At 33.3% G+C, this 26683-nt stretch carries 23 protein-coding genes and 1 pseudogene; 20 read left to right on the top strand and 4 right to left on the bottom strand.

Going from position 1 to position 26683, the window contains the following annotated elements; translation table 11 throughout:
* Positions 1 to 136: 136 nt before the first annotated feature.
* The 7 genes and pseudogenes from RWO76_RS00470 (at position 137) to RWO76_RS00435 (ending at position 9253) form a co-directional block, all read left to right on the top strand.
* On the top strand, positions 137 to 1432 hold the full coding sequence (locus RWO76_RS00470; RefSeq protein WP_314353560.1) for a hypothetical protein: 1296 nt from the start codon (positions 137 to 139) through the stop codon (positions 1430 to 1432).
* A gap of 4 nt (positions 1433 to 1436) precedes the next feature.
* Positions 1437 to 1570, top strand: a pseudogene (locus RWO76_RS00465) (tRNA-specific adenosine deaminase); the annotation flags it as partial.
* Between the two features lie 580 nt (positions 1571 to 2150).
* A complete protein-coding gene (locus RWO76_RS00460; protein WP_314353559.1) occupies positions 2151 to 3086 on the top strand; it encodes a toll/interleukin-1 receptor domain-containing protein in 936 nt (311 codons plus the stop codon).
* A 652-nt stretch (positions 3087 to 3738) separates the two neighbouring features.
* On the top strand, positions 3739 to 4257 hold the full coding sequence (locus tag RWO76_RS00455; protein WP_314353557.1) for a GNAT family protein: 519 nt from the start codon (positions 3739 to 3741) through the stop codon (positions 4255 to 4257).
* A gap of 508 nt (positions 4258 to 4765) precedes the next feature.
* A complete protein-coding gene (locus RWO76_RS00450; protein ID WP_314353556.1) occupies positions 4766 to 4942 on the top strand; it encodes a hypothetical protein in 177 nt (58 codons plus the stop codon).
* On the top strand, positions 4935 to 6227 hold the full coding sequence (locus RWO76_RS00445; protein WP_314353555.1) for a recombinase family protein: 1293 nt from the start codon (positions 4935 to 4937) through the stop codon (positions 6225 to 6227). The genes RWO76_RS00450 and RWO76_RS00445 overlap by 8 nt, the downstream gene beginning before the upstream one ends.
* A 488-nt stretch (positions 6228 to 6715) precedes the next feature.
* Positions 6716 to 9253: a helix-turn-helix domain-containing protein gene (locus tag RWO76_RS00435; RefSeq protein ID WP_399543019.1), complete on the top strand. Its 2538-nt coding sequence runs from the start codon at positions 6716 to 6718 to the stop codon at positions 9251 to 9253.
* 61 nt (positions 9254 to 9314) lie between these two features.
* On the opposite strand, the gene RWO76_RS00430 is transcribed toward RWO76_RS00435, so the two are convergent.
* The 4 genes from RWO76_RS00430 to RWO76_RS00415 all read right to left on the bottom strand — a co-directional run bounded on the left by RWO76_RS00430 (position 9315) and on the right by RWO76_RS00415 (position 13520).
* Positions 9315 to 10328 carry a hypothetical protein gene (locus RWO76_RS00430; RefSeq protein WP_314353554.1) on the bottom strand — a complete coding sequence of 338 codons (1014 nt, stop codon included), beginning with the start codon at positions 10326 to 10328 and terminating at the stop codon, positions 9315 to 9317.
* 121 nt (positions 10329 to 10449) lie between these two features.
* On the bottom strand, positions 10450 to 12120 hold the full coding sequence (locus RWO76_RS00425; protein ID WP_314353553.1) for a DUF2326 domain-containing protein: 1671 nt from the start codon (positions 12118 to 12120) through the stop codon (positions 10450 to 10452).
* On the bottom strand, positions 12098 to 12337 hold the full coding sequence (locus tag RWO76_RS00420; protein ID WP_314353551.1) for an ABC-three component system middle component 7: 240 nt from the start codon (positions 12335 to 12337) through the stop codon (positions 12098 to 12100). Before RWO76_RS00420 ends, RWO76_RS00425 begins: the two co-directional genes overlap by 23 nt.
* Positions 12324 to 13520 carry an ABC-three component system protein gene (locus tag RWO76_RS00415; protein WP_314353550.1) on the bottom strand — a complete coding sequence of 399 codons (1197 nt, stop codon included), beginning with the start codon at positions 13518 to 13520 and terminating at the stop codon, positions 12324 to 12326. Before RWO76_RS00415 ends, RWO76_RS00420 begins: the two co-directional genes overlap by 14 nt.
* A 559-nt stretch (positions 13521 to 14079) precedes the next feature.
* Here RWO76_RS00415 and RWO76_RS00410 point away from each other — a divergent pair.
* The 13 genes from RWO76_RS00410 to RWO76_RS00350 all read left to right on the top strand — a co-directional run bounded on the left by RWO76_RS00410 (position 14080) and on the right by RWO76_RS00350 (position 26673).
* Positions 14080 to 14781, top strand: a complete 702-nt coding sequence (locus RWO76_RS00410) for a sigma factor-like helix-turn-helix DNA-binding protein (protein ID WP_314353548.1) — start codon at positions 14080 to 14082, stop codon at positions 14779 to 14781.
* 79 nt (positions 14782 to 14860) lie between these two features.
* Complete coding sequence (locus RWO76_RS00405) at positions 14861 to 15028, top strand: hypothetical protein (RefSeq protein ID WP_314353547.1); 168 nt, start codon at positions 14861 to 14863, stop codon at positions 15026 to 15028.
* Positions 14982 to 15293 carry a hypothetical protein gene (locus RWO76_RS00400; protein ID WP_314353546.1) on the top strand — a complete coding sequence of 104 codons (312 nt, stop codon included), beginning with the start codon at positions 14982 to 14984 and terminating at the stop codon, positions 15291 to 15293. The genes RWO76_RS00405 and RWO76_RS00400 overlap by 47 nt, the downstream gene beginning before the upstream one ends.
* The gene (locus tag RWO76_RS00395) at positions 15294 to 16424 is read left to right on the top strand and encodes a DUF2800 domain-containing protein (RefSeq protein WP_314353545.1); all 1131 of its coding nucleotides are present in this window, start codon (positions 15294 to 15296) and stop codon (positions 16422 to 16424) included.
* Positions 16424 to 16966 (top strand): DUF2815 family protein, encoded by a 543-nt coding sequence (locus RWO76_RS00390; protein ID WP_314353544.1) that lies wholly within the window; start codon positions 16424 to 16426, stop codon positions 16964 to 16966. Before RWO76_RS00395 ends, RWO76_RS00390 begins: the two co-directional genes overlap by 1 nt.
* 12 nt (positions 16967 to 16978) lie before the next feature.
* Positions 16979 to 17119: a hypothetical protein gene (locus tag RWO76_RS00385; protein WP_314353543.1), complete on the top strand. Its 141-nt coding sequence runs from the start codon at positions 16979 to 16981 to the stop codon at positions 17117 to 17119.
* A complete protein-coding gene (locus RWO76_RS00380; protein WP_314353542.1) occupies positions 17100 to 19034 on the top strand; it encodes a DNA polymerase in 1935 nt (644 codons plus the stop codon). The genes RWO76_RS00385 and RWO76_RS00380 overlap by 20 nt, the downstream gene beginning before the upstream one ends.
* Positions 19035 to 19265: 231 nt before the next feature.
* On the top strand, positions 19266 to 19625 hold the full coding sequence (locus tag RWO76_RS00375; RefSeq protein ID WP_314353541.1) for a DUF4406 domain-containing protein: 360 nt from the start codon (positions 19266 to 19268) through the stop codon (positions 19623 to 19625).
* A complete protein-coding gene (locus RWO76_RS00370) occupies positions 19622 to 21862 on the top strand; it encodes a phage/plasmid primase, P4 family (protein WP_314353540.1) in 2241 nt (746 codons plus the stop codon). Before RWO76_RS00375 ends, RWO76_RS00370 begins: the two co-directional genes overlap by 4 nt.
* Positions 21863 to 22119: 257 nt before the next feature.
* Positions 22120 to 22401 carry a VRR-NUC domain-containing protein gene (locus RWO76_RS00365; RefSeq protein WP_314353538.1) on the top strand — a complete coding sequence of 94 codons (282 nt, stop codon included), beginning with the start codon at positions 22120 to 22122 and terminating at the stop codon, positions 22399 to 22401.
* Positions 22382 to 23734: a DEAD/DEAH box helicase gene (locus tag RWO76_RS00360; RefSeq protein ID WP_314353630.1), complete on the top strand. Its 1353-nt coding sequence runs from the start codon at positions 22382 to 22384 to the stop codon at positions 23732 to 23734. Before RWO76_RS00365 ends, RWO76_RS00360 begins: the two co-directional genes overlap by 20 nt.
* A complete protein-coding gene (locus RWO76_RS00355; protein WP_314353536.1) occupies positions 23731 to 24144 on the top strand; it encodes a DUF1492 domain-containing protein in 414 nt (137 codons plus the stop codon). Before RWO76_RS00360 ends, RWO76_RS00355 begins: the two co-directional genes overlap by 4 nt.
* A gap of 291 nt (positions 24145 to 24435) precedes the next feature.
* Positions 24436 to 26673, top strand: a complete 2238-nt coding sequence (locus RWO76_RS00350) for a glycoside hydrolase domain-containing protein (RefSeq protein ID WP_314353535.1) — start codon at positions 24436 to 24438, stop codon at positions 26671 to 26673.
* The last annotated feature ends 10 nt before the right edge of the window (positions 26674 to 26683 follow it).

The following is a 26683-nucleotide window of genomic DNA, read 5'->3' as shown; positions in this document are numbered from 1 at the left end:
TATGTTGATGGAAATAAACGAGGTTATAGAAAACTAATAAGCGTATATCGTCTGTCATTGATTTAACGTCTCGTGAAAGAATGGGTGGAGAAACATGAACAAGCTGCTTCAGTGGTAGCTGTAGGAGGTATTATTGATGAAGAAAATTAGTGACTTAGGAATTACGGGGAAAAAGCTCCTCTTTGAAGGAATTGGGTTCCTTGTTGTTGGGATGTTGCTCCTTATATTCGGACCAAACTTCCCAGATTTGATGTTACGTCTGTTTTTAACATTCTTATGGATTCGTGAACTATGGAATTTCTTGTTCCGTTGGTTTAGTAAGGCGGAGGCTAAAGACCCGTTATGGCTGAATATTACTAAATTTTTCCTTTACGGATTTTTAGCAGGAAACCAATTCTTCCTGTCATTACCGATTGCGATTGTAAGTATGGTGATGGGACTTAACCAGGTTATGAATGCTGGTATTAGCGGTGTGACCTACTATATTTACCGTAAAGATAGCATTCGTCCGCGATTTCGCTTGCTCTTTGATACGATTTGGCTTTCAGTTGTAGGGGTAGCCACTTTAATTGCGCTTGGGGGCGACGGCAACTTGCAAATGTTCTTCCTTTCGCTCTATTTCATCGGGCTTGGAATTAGCAATATTCGGGACGGCTGGTTCTTCGAGGCCGAAGTTGGAAAGAAAGTCCTTCGCAGGCGCTTGCGTTGTGGGATGCCGCTCGTGTTTGCTGCACTGATTCCTCGAGCAACCTTACAAAAAATCAATGATGCATTGGAACTTGGAGAAGGTGAAACGGCTTCAGAAATTTACGACCGTGCCAAAGAAAATACCGAACCAAACTTAGAGATGTTTATTCACGTCACAAAAGATGGTTTTGGAGCCATGGGACATGTCGACCTGTGTTATAAAGGACGCATTATTTCATTCGGGAACTACGATACGAATTCAGAGCGCCTCTTTGGATCGATGGGGGACGGGGTACTTTTTAGTGCCGACCGAGAAAAATATATTGAGTTTTGTAAACGCGAAAACCATAAGACCTTACTTGGCTATGGCCTTGCCTTGTCGGACGAACAACTTGCAGCCATCGATAAGGAAATCGCAAAACTGATGTCGCTGACATTGCCTTGGGATCCACCGCAAATGGTGAAACCAGCACGTCCTGGAATCGACAAAGAAGAACCAATGTATGCCTACAAGCTAAAACAAGAAGCAGACGCACTCTTGTATAAATTCACCTCTTCAAAATTCAAGACGTATTTTGTGATGAGTACAAACTGCGCATTGCTAGCAGATACGATAGTTGGAAAAGCAGGAACGGATATTTTAAGCGCCCGTGGATTTATTTCCCCAGGGACGTACCAAGATTACTTAGATAAAGAGTTTGAGAGACCGCATAGTCTAGTCGTGACAAAGCGCGTCTATCAGTAAGAACATGGAACTTCAGGAAAAAGAATTCTTTATGAGGGAAGCGTTGAAGGAAGCTCAGAAAGCCAATGACCAATCGGTGCTGTCGTGGTCTTGAATGGTGAAATTATTGGGCGTGGACATAACTTACGCGAAAAGGAATAATATGCCACTCTACACGCCAAAATCAAAGCCATTCGCCAGGTAAAACAACTCCTTTATTATAAAATTTACATTCTAGGTATGAAAATCGACAAGAAATACATTACGGACATCTACGATATGGACGACTACGCGAACCTAGATAAGCTAACAATCCCTGTGCGAATATATCACGGCAAAGACGACATTATCGAGCCACTAACTGCTTCGAAAAAAGTGCTCAAAATCATGCAAAACGCACGTCTCACCACATTGAAGGATATAGGCCACGCCTTGACGCTACAAATTGGCTTTGAGATTGCCGATGAGATTTATAATGGGATGAAGTAAAGCAAAAAAACTGGACTTACGTGAGTCCGTACCAATCGTTATCTCAGGACCTGATAATCGCCGTGACAAAGTTAAACACTACAACGAAATCTCTTCTTCCGAAACAGGAAAATTAAAAACAACAGAATAGAATTAAGAAAACAGGGTTAGCGCCCTATTTTTTTTAAGAAATGACTATTGCGTGTGAAGTTGCTTAGAACTATAATGAAAAAGTAGGTGTTTGAAATTTTAATAAAGGGAAAGGAAAATAATGACAATGAAACAAATAAAGGTATTTATTTCGTATTCATGGGATAGTGAATTTCATAAAAAATGGGTTAAAAAATTAACGGATAGTTTAATAGAAAATGGGGTAGATGCTGATTTAGATCAATATGACTTAGAATTGGGAGACAGACTTCCGGAATTTATGGAGAATAAAATTACAAACTCAGATTTTGTTTTGATTATTTGTACCGAAAATTATAAGAAGAAAGCAGATAGTAGAAAAAGTGGAGTAGGTTACGAAGGTCATATTATTTCAGGTGCATTACTTTCAACAGCAAACGAAAGAAAATTTATACCAATTCTTCGAAGTGATGATATTTCTAGTATTATGCCAATTTTCTTAGCCGGTAAATTAGGAGTTCGGCTGAAGGATGATTTTAGTGTTGATGACAATGCTTTTCAAGATTTACTAGCAACTTTATTTAATAAAAAAATTAAATCAAAACCTAAACTTGGAGAAATGCCTCAAAGATATAAAGATAGAACTTCACGTGAAGATGATATGAATATACACAATATAAAAATTGAAGGAATAATTACAAATGAAGTTACTGTTCCTAGAATGGATGGTACAGCAGGATCTGCATTATATAAAATTCCATTTAGATTAAATCGAAAACCTAGTGAAATATGGAACCAACTATTTCTTAGAGCCTGGAGTTCTCCCCCAGAATTTACGACTATGCACAGACCTGGTATAGCAGAAGTAATCGGTGATAAGATAATTTTAGATGGAACTACAATAGAGGAAGTACAAGATTATCACAGAAAAACTTTAATATTATGTGTGGATAAAGCTAATAGCGAATTACGTGAGATTTTAGAGAGGAATAAGCTGATAAAAGAAAGGGAAGAAGCTAGAGAACAGGAACACTATGACAAAATTAGAAGTGTATCAAATCAAATTACATTTGACTAAATAGAGTGTTGACGTTTTACACATATATAGTACGGTTTTTGAAACCGTTTTATAAAAGCGTTGACAATTAAATTTTTTCGATGTAATATTTAATTACAAGTTATTAGAGCAAGTAAACGTGTTACTGATAATACAGGCAAGATCGAAGTGAAACAAAACAGGATTGTTTTGTTTACTGGTTGTTCGACAAATCTTGTTGGTGAATATAATTTGTAGGATTCTATCATATCGATTATAGGTAAAATAAAAGTGTTAATAATTTTGTATAAATCTAATTAGTGATTAATTAAATGATTCATTCAATAAAAACAAAGAAGCTATATCCCTGTGATATGGCTTTTTCTTTAGCCATAGTCACAAACCTAAAAATTTGGTATAATTCAAGAATGAAATCAAAGGAATGATGAGCTCTAGGAAATGCACCTCCTTAGAGAAAAAAGACTAACTATGAAAAGTCAATAACGAATAGAAAAATTCTTCAAAAAATCAAAAACCACTAAGAAAAAATTCCAGAGGCATCACTCTTTCGAGTACGAGTTTTAGAACTCAAGGAGAGAACGATGTCCTCTATCTAATAACTATCTTATGCAATGATTTAGGCGAATAGGTCGCCTTTAATAACCTAAACACATTATATAAGGAGAAAGTTAATTTGCTTAAAAAATTAAGAGAATCAGACTTACCAATACTTCATACACTAATATATTCATCTGAAAAACCTCGATGGACACTTTATAATGCCCCTTATTTTGATGAATATAAACAATTAGATTTTGAAACATTTTTAGAATCAGAAAATCATCTTTTTTTTCTGAGTGAAAATGTTTTAGCAATTGTTCATGAAGAAAGAATTATTGGAGTTGTTACACGATATTGGGAAGATATTAGAACTCGTTGGTTAGAAATAGGGATTGTTATCTATGATGATTCATTATGGTCTCACGGTATTGGAACATCTGCCTTACAAGAATGGATTGGGATTTGTTTTAAAGATTTCCCAGAAATTGAACGAGTGGGACTAACAACTTGGAGTGGTAATCCTGGCATGATGAGACTGTCAGAAAAATTAGGGATGACTCAAGAAGCTAGAATTAGAAAAGTTCGTTATTATCAAGGAATTTATTATGATTCTATAAAATATGGAATTCTACGAGATGAATTTTTTGCGTAGAAGATAAGCTTATTATTGAATTTTATATAGGGTATTCGACAAAGCTAATTGATTACAATTAGGAGTTATCGAACAATAAAAACAAAGAAGCTATATCCCTGTGATATGGCTTTTTCTTTAGGAATAGTCACAAACCTAAAAATTTGGTATAATACAAGAATGAAATCAAAGCAACACAAATATAGTAAAGTGTTGAATGATGGCTCTAGGATACAAAGCTGCTAGAGTAAAAAAGGAGAGATTGTATGATAAAAGTCATTGCACTAGATGGTGCTATTTCTAAAGTCATACAATATTAAGAACTGACAGCCCTTGTTTAGGGGCTTTTTTGATTTATAAGTATAAAATTTTAGTTCAAAAGAAGTAGGATGTAGTTGGTAGGTTATTCTTTTAAATTTAAAACGTTAATTAGTATAGTAATCGTTAAAAAGTAAGATAACGTTAAATAGTATTTGATTCTTGATTTATTTTGTTTTTAGAGTGATATATACAATCGGAGGGATTTTATATGAGAACATTACGAAATTTATTAAAGGATGAAATGGATTATACAATTTTACAAATTATATTAGATATGCATCTTCAGCAAGAAAGTATCACTAAAGAAGAATGGCAGAATGCAACAGAAGAATTAATTAAATTACTTAATCCTCCTACAAGAATGTTGGAGGATTATAATGGATAAGAAGATTGTTAGAATACCTAAGAAAGCGGCAATTGAGAGTAAAAAAATTAGGGCTTCTATTTATGCTAGAGTATCGACACTTAAAGAAAATCAAGCTGGAAGTTTACAGCTACAACAAGAATATTTCATCCAATATATTAGAAGTAAAAAAGATTGGGAATTAGTGGATATTTATTTTGATGAAGGAATTTCTGGAGTTAGAATGACAAATCGGTCAGGTTTTAACAGAATGTTAGATGACACAAGAAAAGGAAAATTTGATTATATTGTGACTAAATCCATTAGTAGATTTGCTCGTAATACGGTGGATACTATTAATACCATTAGAGAATTAAAAGGATTGAATATCGGTGTATATTTTGAAAAAGAAAATATTAATACACTTGATGACGAAGGTGAATTCATACTAACTTTATTAGCTAGTTTCGCACAAGAAGAATCACGTTCTTTATCAGAAAACATAAAATGGGCATTAAGAAAGAGAAATTTAAGAGGTGAATTTTCATTAGCATATTCTAGATTTCTTGGGTATGACAAAGGAAACAATCATAATTTGAAGAAGAATGTTCGAGAAGCTAAAATTATTGAATGTATATTTAGTTTATCTGTAATAGGTTATTCTCCTTCTCAAATTAAGTATTTTCTTGAAGAAAGAAGAATTAAGACTGTCCTTGGAAATAATCATTGGAATGTCTCTACGATAAAAAGTATACTACAAAACGAAAAGTATAAAGGTGATGCCTTATTACAGAAAAGTTTTACAACTGATTTTAAATCTAAAAAACGTAAAAAGAATGATGGTGAAGTTGAACAATACTATATTGAAAATAGTCATGAAGCGATTATTACAAACGAACTTTTTGAAAACGTAAATTTTAAAAAGAATAGGTCTAATCATCATACATTAAAAGGAAAGTTAATTTATACTGAATGTCAATCAGATTATATTTTTTATCTAATGCATCCAGAATTAAATGGAGGAAAGAGCACTTGGTGTTGTAGGAATAAACAATTGAATAAATGTAATAGTTCCTATATTTATGATAAAAAAATAAGAGAAGTATTGGTTGATTTATGCATTGAAAAGTATTTGAAGAATCCTTATTTGAAAGCTATAAAAACAAAGCTGATTGGAAAAAGAAAGTTTAAGTTTTACAAAGTTGATTACCAATCTTTAACGGTTGATGTTGCTGATATAGTTAAGGAAATTAAAATTGATAGCAATGGTGATTGTGAGATAGAGTTTATTTTTGGGAGGAAGAAGAAAGGGAGGGTGAAAAAGTAAAGGGTATTATTAGTTTGGAGTAAGTCTTATTGTTTGAGAGATAATAAGATTGAGTGGAACATATGCATGAAGAAAGTTTATACTAGGGAATGGATGACAAGAAAAATATACTTACTTGCTCCCATCTCGATTTGTGTATTTTATGCATAAGGAAATGTACGGTATCATATGAGGAAGATGTAAATTTAATCTAATGAATAACATCGCTTAAATCTAATGAAGTACAAATCTCTTTAAAATACGTACTTTAAGATACATCACCATTTTATAGTACAGGAGTAAATCAGATAGTTTACTTTTGAAGATTTTAGAGTGGTGCATCAAAGCAAAGGGGATTGTAATGAGAGAAGTGAAACAAATAATAAGAGGTGAGATGGATTAAAGTATTATCAAATAAAAAACAAGATTGTGTTTATGGTAGTTGAGAAATATGATGAGAAATGATAAAATTAAAGTACATAAATATATACCTGAAAGTGGGCAATATAATGTTTGATTATGAAAAGCTATGGAAACTACTGAAAGATAGAAAATTAAAAAAAGTTGATCTCAAAAGAGAGATAGGGATAACGCCGACAACACTTGCAAAATTGAATAGAAATGAAAATGTAAGTATGGATGTTTTAAATAGATTATGTGAATTTTTAGAATGTGATATAGGGGATATACTTGAACATGTTTATACACCATACAAAAGCGATGATACGCTAGGTACATTTAGTCCTAATAAAAAAGAAGATATACATAATTGGTTTTCTTATCTTGAAGGATATTCTAAAACACTGGTAGAAAATGAACTATCTAAACTAGAAAATGTTTCTTCATTATTGGACCCGTTTGGCGGATCAGGTACAACCCCATTGGTTGGTGTTTTAAAGGGAATGGATTGTTATTATTGCGAGACAAACCCGGTGATGAGTTTTATTATTAAAACTAAGACGGAGTACTCTTTTGAGCTTGCTTCAGATAAAAAGAAACTTGAGCTATTCAAAAAAATGATTTCTCAAATTATAGAATATTTAAAACTTATAAAAATAGAAGATGAGAATAATATTGATTTTGGTGGCTTTGAAAAATATTTTGAACCTTCTAATTTGATTTATATTAAAGAGTACAAAAATTTCATTTCTAAAAATGTTAATGATCATTTAATTTTAGCAATGTTTAAAATAGCTTTGGCTGGAATTGCTGTTAATGTATCTAAGATGGTTAGAAGGGGGGATTTGAGATATGCAAAAGGAAAAGAAGTTAATAAAACCAATTTAGACTTTTTGGGAGAAATAGAACGAAAACTACTTAGAATATATGCAGATTTAAATGACATTAGTCTGAATAAAATTGGAAAATCTGAATGTTTGGCTTATGATGCAAGAAGTATAGGAGAAGCAAATATTGCAGATGTGGTTATAACATCTCCTCCATACCTAAATGGTACTAATTACATACGAAACACTAAATTAGAGTTAAAGTTACTTGATTTCGTAGATCAAGAAAGAGATCTAGCAAAACTTCATAAAAAAGGTATCGTAGCGGGAATAAATAATGTATCAGTTGATGGGAGAATGTACGTCCCTGTGGACGCTGTGAAAAGCATTATAAAGGAATTAGATGAAGTCAGCTATGATTCGAGAATACAGAAGATGATTATAGCATATTTTAATGATATGGATGATGTTTTTTCAACTTTAAGTGTAGCGTTAAAAGATCAAGGCTATTTAATTATGGATATAGGAGACTCTCAATTTGCTGGTATTCATATTCCAACACATGAAATCTTAATCGAGATTGCAAGTAAGCACGGATTTAATCTATATGAGAATGAGATAATTAGAGCTAGAAAATCAAAAAATGGTTATGAACTTACTCAAAGAATACTAAGATTTAGACTTAGTAAAGAAAAAATGAATAGTACTGAGTATGAAAAGAAGGCAAAAAAATTTCTTAAAAACATGACATACCAAGATAAAGGTCGAAACTGGGGACACTCTTGGCATTCTTTGTGCTCATATAGGGGAAAATTAAAACCAGCAATAGCCTATGAATTGGTAGAACAATTTACTAAACCTGGAGATGTTATCTTGGATCCAATGGGGGGAGTAGGTACAATTCCATTTGAAGCATGCTTACAAGATCGACTTGGTATATCAAATGATTTAAGTGTATTTGCATTCATAGTAGCAAATGCAAAACTGGAAAAACCGGATTATAATCAAGTATTAAAGGAAGTAGAAGTACTTAGACAGTATATTGAATTAAATAAAGCTAGATTTGAAGATAATGAAGAAGTTAGAAGATTTGGTTTAAATAAAAAAATTGTTGAATACTATCATGAAGAAACCATGAAAGAGATTTTAGCAGCTAGAGAATTTTTTAAAGATAAGGATTACTCAGCTGTTGATTGTCTAATCATGGCTTGTATTTTACATATTCTGCATGGTAATAGGCCATATGCATTATCAAGGAAATCTCATCCTTTAACACCATATGCCCCTACAGGTGATTTTGTTTATAAAAATCTAATTGATCATTTAATCGCAAAAATTAATAGGAGTTATAATTCTAAGGATACTGGAACATGGATTAAGGGAATTTCTTATAATTATGATATTAAAGATCTTCCGAATAAACTAAGTTGTAAAGCAGATATAATTATTACCTCACCACCTTTTGCATCTTCTTTTAAGTTTTATACTCAAAATTGGTTACGTTTGTGGTTTTCTGGATGGTCTGAAGTAGATTTTAAAGAGGCAAACAACATTTTTTTTGATAATAAACAAAATAAAAATATGGATATTTATTACTCATATTTTCAAGCATGTAGTGAAATGCTAAAAGAAAATGGTAAGATGATCTTACACGTTGGAAAATCGGATAAATTTGATATGTCTAAGGAACTGATTTCTAGATGTGGACAATGGTTTGAAGTCATAAGCGCTGGAGAGGAAACTATACAAGGTGAAAATCATGGTATTGTTGATATTGGTTCAACAAAGGCACACCAGTTCATTTTTCTAATCAAAAAATAAGATTAATAAAAAAAGTAGATGCGAAAATTATTTCTCATCTACTTTTTTTGTAATCAATTAATCAAATCTTGTTCTTACTGAATTCTTCATCTGCTTTGCGAACATAAGCTGATGAAATAGTTGTAGAAACTTTGAAAAAGTCAAAACCGGTATCACGTAAAATCCTATTTCTAAGTTTAATAACCTCGTCCATATAAGCTGCAAATTTTATTAATAACTCATCAACTTTTTGAGGGTTGTGTAAAGCTTCTATAGCTTCTGGGTTATATTGAGGATCACCCGATAAAAGTTTGTAGTCAAATCCAGTTAGAAGTGATAATTTTCTAAGCTGTGAATCATTGTAAAAAGTAGAAGGCCATGAACCTGATTTTCTCCCATTACAGTCTCTGCACAGTAAAGTCGCATTTTCTGTTGATAGTGGCCACAAATAGTAAACCGGAAGTGTATGGTCTAATGGCTTCTCCTTATTATTAGTAACAGTACTTAGGTCTTTACCACAGCAAAAACAATTATTGCCATACCTGTTTTCTATTTTACGACTGTTAATTTTGGGGCTGCCAGCAATATCAAGAAGGAGACGTCTTTTTTGAGCAGCTTCTCTATGTTGATCAGTTAAACGTGTTCCATTTTTGATTTCATTATAGGCTTTTTTACAAAGACGACATTCTCCCTGTCTTCCAGATTTTCGTGAAGAATGATGATCAAAAAATTCTATTGGTTTCATTGTGTTACATACGATGCAATATTTGAATTGTTTAGATTCTACGATATATTCATCATGATAGATTGTAAAAGCTCCTTTTGCGACAGAAATGGGATTACCATTTTCATCATTTACATCCATTGAATAATCATAGAACTTTGTTTCTCCAGCTACCTCGTGAATATATCCGCATTTAGGACAAACAATAGAGAAATCTTCTGTGATAGAGTCTTCCTTAACAAAGATGAATTCTTTACAATCAGGATTCAAACAATTAAAACCACGATATACCACATCACCTTGTCCTTTTACATGTTCCGCGCGTATTTGATTTTCTTTATTAACTTTACTATAGGGTGATCTTCTTGCCATATTATTCCTCCTATTTTTCTAGAGTTTCAATAATATTTTCTAAATTTATAATCCATATTTTTCAAGATTTTTAGCAAAATATCCGTAGTAATATTTGTGCATTTACCAAGCTTTGCTATAGTTAATTCTTTATTTTGTTATTACTATCAGGGATGGTTGAAATTTCATTCCATGCCCTACCAAATAATTCAGAACCTCCGGGTTCTAAAGTTAATACTATGTTTTCAGCTAATATTTTCTGTGCCTCCTTGGTATAGGATGCTCCTTTATCAAGAGCGATAAAAACCTGTTTACATGTCTTAGTATAAAGTTGTAATATTTTCTCTAATGCGTAGTCTTCAATCTGCTTTAGTAAAATAGAGTCATGTATGATTGCTGGTAATCTTGTTAGCTCCATAACTGCCAAGTCAAAGAGTACAAGGCCTTTATATTTTGAACCTGTACCTCCATCTTTAGGTGTAAAAAATTTATAATGATTTGCATCAGAAATATTCAGAGTAGGGGAGGTTTTTCTTCCGTTGTATATCTCGTCATTTAATTGATGCATTCGGTCATTGAGTTCTGCTTGAAACTGAGTAATTACTTCTACGATTAGATTATCAAGCGCAGACTTTAAAATGTCTTTTTTTGCCTTTAATTCATCTAACTTTATAAAATTAGCATTTGCTTTTTGTAGATTTGTAAGCTCATTTTGGATGTTTGAGTATTTTTCTAGTATGGCTTGTGTAACGTTTGGAAGAGATTTTTGATTTTTAAGTTGTGATTCAAATTCTACAATTTTTGAATTTGTTATTTCCAGTAGACTTAATAGTTTATCTTCGTTTTCCTTAAATTCCTTATTAAGTATTCTTGAAATTTTCCTGTGAAAGCTTTCAATTTCTTCTAAACGTTCTTGATTTATTTCCGGAAAGAATTCTAAAAGTTGTTCATAGTCATTTTGGTATGATGATTTACTAAAATTTTTATCCAGTTCAGCATTTTTTAGTTGAGAACTGATGAGTGCTTTTTGCCTTTTATAGTGTGATAATTTAAGCCTTAATTCAGCAATCTCTTTAGCTTTTAACGAATCTATTTCGAGTAACCCGTCAGAGCTATCACTTGCAAGTTCCTTTAATTCATTCTGTAATATCTCTATTCTTTTTTTATTTTCATCAAAGCTTTTTTTGTTATTTACAGATAGAATGAATTCATATTTTCTAGCCTTTTTAAATACGCTTTCCTCATCTTTAGCATTTTCAAAGCTTTTTTTCTTTTCAGCAATTTTTGAATATTTGTTAAACAATTTAATCATACCATCAATAGCAACGGAGTCAGGTTCTCTAAGAGCAGATTTTATAGGATGATTTTCATCATAAGTATCTCTGCCATAAATTCTAAAAAATTTACTTACAGCTCCTCTGAATGTTAGCCCCTCTATGTCTAAATGATATTTTTTAGCAAGGAACTTATTATAATCGTCAATGCTTATATCTTTTAAAGGGGTGAAATTAGAATCGCATTTAGTAATTTTTGTAAAATCTCCAGTTGACCTTGAAAAATAGTAATTGACATTATCAAACTCAAAGACAAATTCAAATGAGTGAGTTCCTACTTCTTCTTGAGTATCTACCGACTTATTAATGTAGTCTTCACCGCCAAAGATGAAATCTATAATCATTAGAAAAGTAGATTTACCAATAGAGTTTGCTCCAGTATCATTACCCATTACAACATTTAACCCTTTATGAAAATAAATCGGCTTTCGTTTTTCACCTTTTTCTATAAAGGAGTCACTCTTTATCATTTTTAACATAATGTATCACCTCCTCATATTCATCTAGTTTAATTTTTTCAAGTATAAACAGGCAGTCTAAAATTTCCATAAATTCAGATATTCCATTAACTTTTGTTTTTACTTCTTTATATAGTTCGGATGGAGATAAAGATTCAGTTTTCAATGTATCTAAAACAGGTATAAACTTAGCAATTATACTTTCTTTAAATGGAGTAACTTTACTAGGTAATTTCATTAAACACCTCACAGTTCTGAATAAAAAATGCAACTACAATGTCACTTGCAATATGGTATTTTTTTGAATTAGGTATGTTTAGTTGTTGCATAATCCATTCTGAGATTTTTGTAAAGGTTTCTTCTTGAGAGCTACAAGTAGGATGGATAGTCTCGTAGGCTAGCTTTACTTCAGAAGCAATGATGTTAAATCTATTTTCTGAGAAACTATCTAATTCAGAAAACAATTTGCGAATAAATTTGTAATACTGCAAAACATAAGAAGTGACGGTATGCTTTAAGATAAAACATGATGAATCAATTTTATCTCTTATCAATAAGGGATCCATTCTAAAATCTTGTATTCCAGTAGTGGAATTAATATCATATAGGCTATTAATTATATATTGAATCTCATCCTCAAGATTCAAATTAGATACTTGCATCTGCATCTGGTAGTTCTTTTTAGAATACTCCTTTAAATCAAATAATTTTGTATATTCATCTAATTCAGGATTTAATAAATATGTTTCAGAGCAATCTGTGCATAATGCAATCATGTTATCAGAAGAATCTAAATGCACGACTGGCGTTCTATTCGCAATAAATAAATCCTGTTCATCCGAAGATAAATCATCTGGGAAAATTTTAGTTATTTCATATTTTTTCACACTCATGTTTCTTATCTTTTTAATAAGGGGAGAGTTGCAAAGTGGGCATTGATAATCCACCTCAGATAAGAGAGGAATATCATCAATTCTTAACTCTTGGTCAAGAAACTTATTGTCTCTATTTAATGCGTACATAAAACACTGACAAAGGAATTTTCCAATGTCATTAGATGCTAGTAGATTATCTAAATCATCTTTCTTAGTTTTAGGTACAGATTGATCATTAGAATACAAAAGAGTCAATTTATGACATACATCATCAATTAAAAAATTGTTTATTTTTGGAAATACTGTCTCATCAAAATAATCTTCAGCTTTAGCAATAATCTTAGGATCAGCTGAGGCTTTTTTTATTTCATTTTGTACTTCAACCTTTCGTTTAATTAAATTTGTGATAAATTTTGGACTAAAATCCACAGTATTGCTCATAAATAAGCAAATTGCATCAAAAAGTATACGAGTTACATTTTCTTGTGTATCTTGCATTCCATCTTTGAGAATTTTTATATAAGCCGAAATTGTAAATTCTGACAAAGAAATAGCCCCTTTCTGTAAATTTGAAAATTTAGGGTAATTTCACACCAATTTTGAGGGAAATACATTTTTTATTTATTATTTTAAAATTAGTTTGTAGGTAAAAAATACTATAAAGTTATCTTTTTAACGAAATTATATCACAAATATTCGACTGTGAATAGGAGTTGTATTACCGCTTACATCAAACTAAAAATAGAAAGTGAGTTGAATTATATGGAAAATTATTAGTAAATTTATACAAATAACAAGTTAGAGTTTTTTACTAGAACTAAAATAGTGAGCATAAGGTAAGCTCTAAAAAATAACCTTATATAACAAAGTAGCGACTGGTTTGAAGAATAGTCCTACAAACAAAAATATATCACAGAGCCTGATTAGCTATAGGGCAATGGGATACATCATAAAGCACTCACAGATTTAACTGTGAGGTGCTATATGAAGTACCTCTGTTTTCCTATGGCTAAATTTGGAACCTGAGAGTCGGTACTTCATATGGTATCGGCTCTTTTTGTATCCCTTGCCCAGACTGCTATCAGCAGAAAGGAAAGGGATTTTTATGAAAATTCACAAAACAAAACAAAATAAACGTAAAGTTTACAAGTACTTCATAAAGGCAAAGGAAAATGACGAAGAACTCGTTAAGCAAAATATTGTTGTTAAACAAGGAAAAGATGATGAAACAGAATTAGAAAATAAATTGTTACATTCAATGAATGATAGTGAGATTTATTGTGGCAATAAAAATTTAAGAGCAACAAGAACAAAAGAAAAACAATATTTTATTCCAATGGAAATTAGTACTCAAACAGACAAAAGATTTGTAAAAGCTCATGGATTTACAGAAGAAGACTTCAAATGGTGGAAGATTGGTAATCGTTCAACACTTGCTATTTTAATTCCATGTACCGAGGAGGAGTATAGAGCGTATATGCGTCCTATCTGGAAAGACATGAAAGCAGAAGAAAGAAAAAAGAAATATTTTGAGGTAAACGAAATTACTGAAACTTCCATCGAAAGACTGTCAAACGATTATGGATTAGAAATTGAAGATACCAGTGTTGACCAAGATAAAGAACTACTGCTTATGGAATTGAAGGAATTGCTACAAACGATGGAGGAGTTAGACCAACAAATTGTTGAACTATATTTGAACGGTTATTCAGAATCAGCCATTGGTGTAGAAGTTGGCATGAGCCAAAAAGGTGTAAACAAGCGAAAATTTAAGATATTTGAAAAAATCAAAAATTATCTTAAATAAAGGTACTTAAAATAAAAATATGTGTCCTTTTACTACCGAAGGGATAAAACGATATCCCTTAGAAAGGAGGGCACATACGATGGAACAGAATAAGACAATAGACAAAGAAATCGCAGATGTGCTGCTATCTATCAGCAAAGTAGCAAATCGTTTAGCAGCACTATTTGCAAGTGGTATTAAATCGAAAGGAGTAGACAAAAATGTCGAATATGAACAATCTATCTCAACAGATTCAAGAGTGGAATGAACACTATAAAAAAATTGTAGAACATTTAAAGGGTATGGATATGATTCAAAAAGAAATAGTTTCCATGCTAGGGGGAATGGACAAAAACAATACTGAAGAACCAAAATTATCCCTCGAACAAGTTCGTACTGTCTTAGCAAAATTAGCTCAAGAAGGACATCAAGTTGAAGTTAGAGCACTCATTACAAAATATGGTGCAATGAAATTGTCGGATATTAATCCGGAACATTTTAAAGCTTTATTAAAAGAAGCGGAGGAGATTTAGATGGTAGAACACGCAATACTTAGTGCTTCAAGTGCACATCGTTGGTTAACTTGTCCACCATTACCGCAATTAGAAAGGTTCTTTGAAAACAAAACAACTGAAGTCGCTCATGAAGGAACGGTAGCTCATTCTCTTGCAGAATATAAAGTTCGTAAGTTGATTGGAGAGAAAACTCGAAAGCCAAAGTCAAAATCCATTGATGATGATATGGAACAACACACCGATGATTATGCTTTCTATATTAATGAACTACTTCAGACCATTAAGATGAGAACACCAGATCCTATTATTTTGATTGAACAACGATTAGATTTTTCAAACTATGTCCCTGATGGATTCGGTACTGGTGACTGTTTAATCATCGCTGATAAAACCTTGTACATTATTGATTTGAAATACGGTAGAGGAGTATTAGTGGATGCTGAAGATAATCCGCAGATGATGCTATATGCTTTAGGTGCTTTGAACATCTTTGATGCTTTGTATGATATTGAGGAAGTAGAGATGACAATTTTTCAACCTAGAAAGTATAACATTTCTACTTCAGTGAAAACTGTTAACGAATTAAAAGAATGGGCAGATTCTGAGTTAAAGGAAAAGGCAGAACTTGCTTTTAAAGGTGAAGGTGTTGTGAAGTATGGCCCATGGTGTCAATTTTCAAATTGTAATACTATCCTTCGTGCTCGTAAGGACTATCATGATAAATTAACACGTTTTCAGTTATGCTCACCACACCTATTAACGGACTCAGAGTTAGAAGAAGTACTTGAACATGTTGATGATTTAGTTAAATGGGCAACTGAAGTAAAAGAATATGCTACAAAAGTAACAATTGAAACGGATAAAGAATGGTCAAAATTTAAATTAGTAGAAGGACGTTCTGTTAGAAAGTTTAGTGATGATAAAAAAGTTGAAGAAGTCTGTAAAGCAAATGGATACACTGATATTTATCGTAATTCACTTATCACACTAACAGATATGGAAAAGTTAATGGGAAAAGAAGAATTCAATACCTTACTAGGCAATCTCGTATACAAGCCAGAAGGTAAACCAACCTTAGTACCACGCAGTGACAAACGTAAAGAATTAGTCTTACACAATGTTAAACAAGAATTTGGAGGAAAAGAATAATGTCAAATAAAACTAAAGTAGTAACAGGTATTAACACAAGATTTTCATATTTTAATGGTTGGGAACCAGTATCCATTAATGGTAGTAAACCCAAATATAGTATTTCAGTTTTAATTCCAAAGACTGATACAGTTACCATCAATAAAATTAATGAAGCAATCGATATTGCAATTGAAGAAGGTATTGCACGTTTTGGCGGGAAAAAACCAAATAAAGCAACCTTGAAATTACCTTTACGTGATGGTGATTTAGAACGTGATAACGATGCTTATAAAGGGCATTACTTTATTAATGCCAATTCAATAAATGCCCCACAAATTGTCGATGCAAATTTAAATCCAATACTTGACCGTAATGAAGTGTATAGCGGTTGTTATGGGCGAGTATCTTTAAACTTCTATGCGTTTAATTCAAATGGAAATAAAGGAATTGCTTGTGGACTTGGAAATGTTCAAAAACTCCGAGATGGAGAACCGCTTGGTGGACGTAGTAGTGCAAAAGATGATTTTGCAACAGAAAATAATGATGAGTTTTTAGCGTAGGAGGAAGAATAGATGTCAAATATTTTAAATATTTTGAATTCGATTTTCACTTTATATTTAGCAATAACGCTAGGACAAATTGCGATTCGATCATCAGTAGATTTGTATTTTGAAATAAAAGGAAAAATTGAAAATGAAAAGACTAAACATTGATATTGAAACTTTTTCAAGTGTCAATCTCGTGAAGTCTGGAGTTTACAAGTATGTAGAGAGTGAGGATTTTGAAATCCTCCTCTTTTCATATTCTGTAGATGATACAAAGACTAAAATCGTTGATTTGGCAAAGGGAGAAGAAATTCCAAAAGAAATTATAGAAGCACTAAAAGATAATACGATTATTAAATGGGCATTTAATGCAAATTTTGAACGTATTTGCTTATCTCGTTATTTAGGCGAGAAATACCTTAATCCAGTTAGTTGGAAATGTACGATGATATGGTCAGCCTATCTTGGGTTGCCCTTATCTTTAGAAGGAGTAGGAAAAATACTTGGATTAGATAAACAAAAACTTAGTGAGGGAAAAGATCTTATTAAGTATTTTTGTATTCCATGTTTACCTACCAAAATAAATGGTGGTAGAGTTCGTAATTTTCCCTACCAGGCAAAAGATAAATGGGAATTATTTAAAAACTATAACATTCGAGATGTAGAAACAGAAATGGAAATTCAACAGAAATTATCGAAGTTTCCAGTGCCAGAATTTGTATGGGAGGAGTATCAACTTGATCAAGCTATAAACGATAGAGGAATAAAAGTTGATATGGATTTTGTAGTACAAGCGATTGAATTTGATAATGTCATTCGTAATCAGTTGATGATAGAAATGCAACAAATTACAAATCTAGAGAATCCAAACTCCGTTCAACAGTTAAAAGGTTGGTTGGAAAATCAAGGAGTTAATACTGAAAGTTTAGGAAAAGAATATGTTAAAGAATTAGTAAAAAATACGAATGGTGAAGTAGCTTCGGCTTTAAGTATTCGTTTGAAATTAGCCAAATCATCTATTAAGAAATATCAAGCAATGGTTGATGTTGCCTGTTTTGACAAACGTTGTCGAGGAATGTTTCAGTTTATGGGTGCTAACCGAACAGGACGATTCAGTGGACGAAATATCCAACTACAAAACTTACCACGGAACTATTTGAGTGAATTGGATAGCGTTCGTGCCATCATAAGAATTGGTGATACTGATATCATGACAATGTTATATGACGATGTACCAGATGTTTTATCACAGCTGATTCGAACAGCTTTTATTCCAAAAGAAGGAAACAAATTTTTTGTTGCGGATTTTTCAGCTATTGAAGCTAGAGTAATTGCTTGGCTTGCGGGTGAACGTTGGAGAAAAGAACTATTCCAAAATGGTGGAGATATTTACTGTATGTCAGCCAGTCAGATGTTTGGTGTACCGGTTGTAAAGCATGGAGTTAATGGTGAGTTAAGACAAAAAGGTAAAATTGCAGAATTAGCTTGTGGTTATGGAGGGTCAGTTGGAGCATTAAAAGCTATGGGTGCTTTGTCAATGGGATTAGAAGAAGATGAACTCCAACCGTTAGTGAGTGCATGGAGAGAAGCGAATCCTAATATTGTAGCATTATGGTGGGAGGTAGATAAAGCTGTTAAAGAGTGTATTAAAAAACGTATTTTAACAAAAAGTCACGGAATCCAATTTATTTATCAAAGCGGTATGCTTCGTATTACATTACCAAGTGGTCGCCAACTAACTTACGTAAAACCTAAAATTGGCATGAATCAATTTGGTGGAGAGTCTGTCACGTATGAAGGTGTTGGAGCTACAAAGAAATGGGAACGAATTGAGAGTTATGGACCAAAATTTGTAGAAAATATTGTCCAAGCTATTGCCCGAGACTTGTTGGTAGTGGCAATGCAACGGTTGAGTAAGAAATACGAAATTGTCGCACACGTTCATGATGAGGTAATTATCGAAGCACCAATGAATACATTACTAGAGGAGATTTGCCAAGAAATGAGTCTAATACCAAGTTGGGCTAATGGATTGATTCTCAATGCAGATGGATATGTCTGTGATTTTTATAAAAAAGATTAAGAGTGAGGTTAATTTCTCACTCTTTTTCTTTGCCTGAGATAAGAAGAGGAAACTTTTTTAAGTTAGGTACTTAAACATTCAATAAGTGTCCTTTCTTTATTGAAGAGGAGCAACCTCTATCTTTATGAAATAGGAGGTCATTTCTTATGAAAGAATTGATTCTAAGAAAAATTTTAGTGAGTATTTTTGTACATCAAGAATACTACTTCACGAAGAAAAGAGGTGAAAGTAATGGCAAAAACGATTAATCGAGTAAAAAGAGAAAAAGGTGATTCTTTTACGCCAATAGTTTATATTTGTGCGCCATTTAGTGGTGACATGGAATTTAACATTCATCGTGCTATAAGGCTTGGAAAGATAGCTTACGAAAAAGGGAAAATGCCAATTATTCCTCATGTTCAATATCCATTTATGAATGACAATTATAAAAAACATCGTAAAGATGCTCTAAGATTTGACCTTATCCTCTTGAGTAAGTGCCAAGAGGTATGGGTATTAGGAGATAAGGTAACTGCTGGAATGGAAAAAGAATTATTAGTCGCAGAAAAACAACATAAAATGATACGTTGGTTTAAGGAGGAAGAACTGTGAAACCATTTACGCTATATATTTCAAATACAGTAGGAGACAGTACCAATTGCCAATATCCTATTAAAGTAGCAGTTACAAATGAAGTTGAATTTAAAGAAGCGATTCAGTTTGACCATGTTTGTGGTGAGTATAAAAATCATTATCGAAGTAATAGTAATTTTATATGGTCTGATGTTGTACCAATGGATTGTGATAATGATCATTCAGATGATGCAAAAGATTGGGTTTATCCATTAGATGTAGCGATGGTGTTCCCTAATTGTGCATTTATGGTGAGTTATAGTCGTAATCATTTAAAAGTTAAAAATGGAAAATCTGCAAGACCACGATTCCATGTTTATTTCCCGATTCATAAAGTTACAGATGGTGCAAATTACGCATCATTAAAAAAAGAAATTCAACAACAATTTTCTTATTTTGATGACGGAGCACTGGGTGCAGCACGATTTCTTTATGGAACAAATGCACCTAATAGTGAAGTTTACGAAGGAGATAAAACGATTGATGATTTAATACAAAATTTATCGTTTGAAGAATTTGATAAACAACTATCTGGTATTAGTGAAGGCAGTCGAAATAGTACTATGAGCCATATTGCTGGAAAACTTTTGAAGCGATTTGGTGATACAGAAGAGTGTTATCAACTGTTTTTAGAAAAAGCTGATTTATGTAATCCTCCACTTGAAAAAGAAGAACTGAATTCAATTTGGCGAAGTGCTCAGAAGTTTGGAGCAATGATAACTAGTCAGTCTGATTACATTCCACCAGATGAATATAACCAACAGTGGAAGTATCGACCAATTGATTATACAGATGTTGGTCAGGCTACGATTTTATCATCATTATTTAAAGACAGAATTCGTCATTCTCCTGCTACTGAGTTTTTAGTTTACAACGGTAGATTTTGGGAAGAATCTAAAGCGTTAGCACAAGGATTATCTCAAGAATTAACTGAATATCAACTGAAAGAAGCAGATGAAGAACTAGAGAAGTGTATGGGTGAACTGTGGAAAAATGGAGGAATGCAACTGGTTATGTCTCTTGGAGTAAAGAAAGCAAAGTTAGAATTCAATGATAATCAGAAACGTTCCTATGAAAAGTTTGAAATTGCTAGTGAATATCAAAAGTATGTTTTAAAAAGACGAGAAAGTAAAAAAATTTGGGATGCATTAAAAGAGCTACAACCAATGGTACAAATTAGTCCCACTGAACTCGATAAAAATGAATGGTTATTAAATACTCCAAGCCTAACCTATGACCTTAGAACTGGAGAAAGTCGAGAGCATCATTATGAGAATTTCATCACGAAACAAACAAATACGGATGCTTCTAGAAAAGGGATGGATATTTGGCTAGCAGCTTTAAATACGTTCTTTGTAGATGATCAAAGTTTAATTGATTATGTCCAAAGAATTGTAGGACTAGCAGTAGTCGGGAAAGTTTATGTAGAAGCACTGGTTATTGCTTACGGTGAAGGAAGCAATGGGAAATCGACCTTTTGGAATGTCATTGCACGGGTTCTTGGTACATATAGTGGAAATATATCTGCAGATATGTTGACAGTAGGATGTAGAAGAAATGTAAAACCTGAACTAGCAGAAGCAAAAGGAAAGAGATTGCTGATTGCAGCTGAACTAGAAGAAGGAGTGAGAATGAACACTTCAAATGTGAAACAGCTGTGTTCTACTGATGAGATTTTTGCAGAGAAAAAATTCAAATCGCCTTTTAGTTATGTACCGTCACATACATTAGTTTTGTACACCAATCATCTTCCAAGAGTGGGAGCGATTGACAAAGGAACGTGGAGACGCTTAATTGTCGTTCCTTTTAATGCCAAGATAAAAGGGAAATCAGATATTAAAAACTATGCTGATTATTTATTTGAACATTCTAGTGAAGCCATTTTACAGTGGATTATTGACGGTGCAAAAGCTGTGATTGCATCCAATTTCAAATTAGTCCAACCAAAAGTAGTGCAAGATGCCATTCAAAAATACAAGGAAGATAATGACTGGCTAGGGCAATTTTTTGATGAATGTTGTGAGTTAGATCCTACTTTCATTCAAAAAAGTGGAGAGTTGTACGATAGTTATCGTGCATATTGTGCTCGTACAGGTGCCTTTACTCGTAGTACGGCAGATTTCTATAATGCGTTAGAAGCGGAAGGTATGAGTAGGAAGAAAACTAGTAAAGGATCTTTTATATATGGTGTAAGACTTTTAAGTGAGTTTGAATGATAGTCAATGATAGTCAAATTCAGAGGCTGGTTTAAAAACTAAAGTATTTAGAAATTGAAAAATACTGTAATGGACTGTCACAAGACTGTCATTAGATCATCATAAAAAAGTGCTAGAAATATTGATTTAACAACAAAATGATGGTGTATGATACTTATTTACTATTAATACTATAGAGATATCAAAAAAATAGTTATATATATAATATAGGTAAATACCTGTCATACCCTGTCATTTCCTTGATAGGAGTGGATTTTATGCTAGAAAAGCAAATTGAACATGAGTTGATGAAAGAAGTTAAAGTTCGAGGAGGAATGTGCATCAAATTAGTAAGTCCAAGTATGAGTGGCTTACCTGACAGGATGGTATTGATGCATGGTGGCAATATCGGATTTGTGGAATTGAAGCAGAGAGGGAAAAAGCCGAGGTCTCTGCAAGTGAGAAGAATGAAACAATTACAGCAGTTAGGATTTCCATGCTATATCATGGACGAAAGAGAGCAGATTGGAGATGTATTGGATGCAATATGTACCTCATGAGTATCAGTCCTTTGCAACAGAGTTTATCGTGAAGAATGCTATCTCTGCATTATTTTTGGAGATGGGATTAGGAAAAAGTGTTACAACACTTACAGCGATTGATAAATTGATGTATGACCATTTCGAGATTAGTCGAGTGTTGATTATCGCACCACTTAGAGTTGCCGTTTCTACATGGCCAAGTGAAATTGAAAAGTGGAATCATCTAAATAGATTAAGCTACTCAGTGGTAGTCGGTAATGAGAAAGAACGCAGACAGGCACTGAGGAAGAAAGCTGATATTTATATTATCAATCGTGAAAATATTGATTGGCTCGTGAACAAGAGTGGCTTTTATTTGGAGTTTGATATGCTTGTGATTGATGAGTTGAGTTCCTTTAAATCTTATAGTGCAAAACGCTTTAAGAGCCTTTTAAAAATACGACCCAATTTTAAAAGAGTGGTTGGTTTAACTGGAACACCGAGTTCTAATGGGTTGATGGATTTATGGGCAGAGTTCCGAATATTGGATTTAGGAGAACGGTTGGGAAGGTATATTACCCATTATCGCAACACATACTTTGTGCCAGATAAGCGAAATGGTATGGTGATTTATTCGTATAAACCACAAGATGATGCAGAGGAACGAATCTATCAAGCAATAGGAGACATTACCATTTCGATGAAGTCATGCGACCACTTACAAATGCCAGAACTCATCATGAATGAAGTAGCAGTTGAGCTGGATCAGACAGATGCACAACGTTATCAGAAGTTTAAGAAAGAAATGGTGCTGACGCTTGACGAAAAAGAGATTGATGCTATTAATGCAGCAAGCCTCTCTAACAAACTCCTTCAGATGGCGAATGGAAGTGTCTATGACGAAAACAAAGCGTCACATACCATTCACGATAAAAAACTGGATGCATTAGATGAATTGATTGAAGAAGCAAATGGAAAACCAGTCTTAGTAGCTTATTGGTTTCAATCAGATTTAGAACGGATTAAAAAACGGATGAAGGTGAGAGAAATCAAATCATCACAAGATATTGAAGATTGGAATAACGGGAAGATACCCGTTGCTCTGATTCACCCAGCTAGTGCAGGACATGGATTGAATTTACAAACTGGAGGAGCAGTGTTAATATGGTTTAGCTTAACATGGTCACTAGAACTATACCAACAAACCAATGCACGATTGTACCGTCAGGGACAAAAACAAACAGTGGTGATTCATCATTTGATGACAAAAGGAACCATTGACGAAGATGTTATGAAAGCAATCAAGAGAAAGGAACGCACACAAGAGGCATTGATGAGTGCTGTAAAAGCGAGAATAGGTGAAGAGAAATGAATGTAAAAGATTATCTAGAACAAGCCAAATATTTGGATATGCGTATCAATTCAAAAGTGGAACAGCTCTCAACATTAAATGACTTGGCAACAAAGTGTACCGTAACACTTTCAGATATGCCACGCAATCCAAACAAAGGAACATCCAGTATGGAAGACACCATTATTAAGATTATTGGTTTGCAAGAGGAGATTAATCGAGATATTGACAATCTCGTAGATTTGAAGCGAGAAATTATGGAAGTCATCAAAAAAGTGGAGAATGTTGAGTATCAAACAATTTTAGAAAATCGTTACTTAAGTTTCATGTCATGGGAGAAAATCGCTGTTGAAATGAAATATAGCATTCAACAAATCTATCGTCTACGTGATAAAGCTCAAAAAGAAGTCGAAAAAATCTTAGTAGCATAAAAAGATGATAGGAAATGTTATAGAATGATAGGTCGACAATCTGATAAGATTAAGCTGTCAAAAAAAGAAAAAATGATTCACCTGAATAATATCCTGATTTTCAAAAAGATGATAGGAAATGTTATGGAATGATAGGTCGACAATCTGATAAGATTAAACTGTCGAAAAACAGATGAAGAATGAAGCCTTGAGGAAGAAATTTTCACAGGGCTTTTTTGCTACTCGTATCCTAGGTCAAACGAGTACCTTTTTTTGACGAAATAATTAAATTCTAAAGGAGTTAGTACAATTATGGATCAAAATGTAAAAAATGCACAACGCTATTTGAATGCGATGTTTGGCGGACACTCGGAATGGGTGGAATTAGAAGAAAATGGGAATACAGGTTCTCTGATGATGGAAGGCTTAATTCGAGCATTCCAGATTAACAATGGTATTTCACCAGCAACAGGTTTTGTTGGACCACGTACGATTGCTAAGATGAAGGTATTACCGATTATGGAACGAATGGATCCAGATGGAGATACATCTGTGAATGCAGCACTCGTTCAAGCTGCGTTGTTTGCTAAAGGTTATAATGCTGGGGGCATTACGGGAATTTTCTATAATGCGGGTGTACGTGCTGTTCGTGAATTGCAATCTGATGCAGGTTTGTTTGTGACAGGCAGAGTGAATTGGAAAGTATGGGCTGGATTATTCTCAATGAACTGGTTCAAGAAAGTTTCTAGTGGTGATGAAACAGTTCGATTGATTCAACGACAATTAAATAGTGAATGGTCAGATATTATTGGTGTAGGACCATGTGACGGTGTCGCATCACGTCAAACGATTCTATCTCTTGTTGGTGCATTACAGGCAGCTGAAGGTGTCACTTATGAATTGATTGACGACCTGAATGAATTGAACTTTGGACCTTCAACAACACGAAACTTCCCTGGAGTACTTCGTAATGGACAAAATGGAGGAAACTATACTAAGTTCAATAAATTAGTTCAATACGGTCTTTATTTCAATGGCTACAATCCAGGACGATTTGACGGTGTATTTGATGGTCAAACAGAGAACCAAGTGCGTGCATTCCAAGAGTTTTATGCGTTGTTAGGAACAGGAAGAGTGACCGCAGGAGAAGTCAATGTGTCGACAATGAAATCGTTACTTACAAGTAAAGGTGATACTGAACGTAGTGCGAAGGCTTGTGACTGTGCGACAGTCTTGAATCGTCAACAAGCCCTTGATTTAAAGGCTGCGGGTTATACACATGTTGGAAGGTACTTGACAGGATTTGTTGGGCGTTCTACATCAAAGGCAATCACTCATGATGAGATTAATCATATTAAAAATGCTGGATTGTCATTATTTCCAATTTATCAAGATGGTGGATACTATTTAGAGTATTTTCAAAATTCACATCAAGGTTTAACTGATGGTAAGTTAGCAATTGAAGCCGCAGAAAATTTAGGAATCCCAAGCGGAACGACGATTTATTTTGCGGTGGATTTTGATGCTTATGAGTATCAGATTGATAATTTTATTATTCCATATTTTAGAATGATCGATTTCATCTTTAAAACACAACTAAATAAAAAGCGTTATAAAGTCGGAGTATATGGAGCTCGTTTAATTTGTACGAAAGTATCAGATCGAGGCTTAGCTTCTTACTCATTTGTAGGAGATATGTCAACAGGGTTCAGTGGAAACTTAGGATATTCGATTCCTAAGAATTGGGCTTTTGACCAATTTTATGAACAAGACTTTACTTCGAACCCTACATTTCCTATTGATAAAGATGCTTATTCGGGACGTGATAAAGGAGCTTCAACATTTGATGTTGTCCCACAAAAGTCGGCAAAACAATTAGAACAGGAAAACGCACAGCGTATTCTAGACTATGCACGTATGCAGTTTATTCATGATATCTTAAATCCATTAGGGTATTTGAACGGAATTGTAACAACTGGCATCTCTTACAATAAAAAAGTAAAATTAGCGAATTATTCAAATCCAGTTGCAGATGTGGAAGTGTCAATGACAGTAGGCGGTCAAGCTTCAACAGAGTCAGATTCAGAGTATAAGATAAATATATCCGTTGATAATGAAGGAAAACTTTCAGCAGAGACTGAGAATCAGTTGAGTACAATAACGACTGGAATAAATCTTGAAAAACTTGGTGATTTCAAGGAAAAACTCGAAAGTATTGCGTTATCCGTCAAAAGTGGAACTATGACTTTTAAAATTACTCCATTACCACCAAATAAAATTGTGATTACCGTAACAACTACATCTGATGATTTATTACCTGAAAATCCCAAAGTAAACGAGAGTGTTTCATGTGAGCTTGAATATGAGTTCACATTTAAGAATCGCAGAATAAATCCAGAATTCAATATTTCTACTGAATCGATCCTAATAGGTGTAGGTACTGTAGCTGTTATAGCTTTGGTAGCCCTAGCTTTTTCAACTGGAGTTGGAGAGGTCATCACTGCTTTGTCAACTTTAGTATCGGCAGGAGTTTCTTTGTTTGCTCATTAAAATAAATCTA

Origin of the sequence: uncultured Granulicatella sp., from assembly GCF_963521425.1 — a bacterium.
In the GTDB taxonomy this organism is placed as follows: domain Bacteria; phylum Bacillota; class Bacilli; order Lactobacillales; family Aerococcaceae; genus Granulicatella.
Note: the sequence above shows the minus strand (reverse complement) of the source record. Positions and strands in the feature narration are given on the sequence as shown.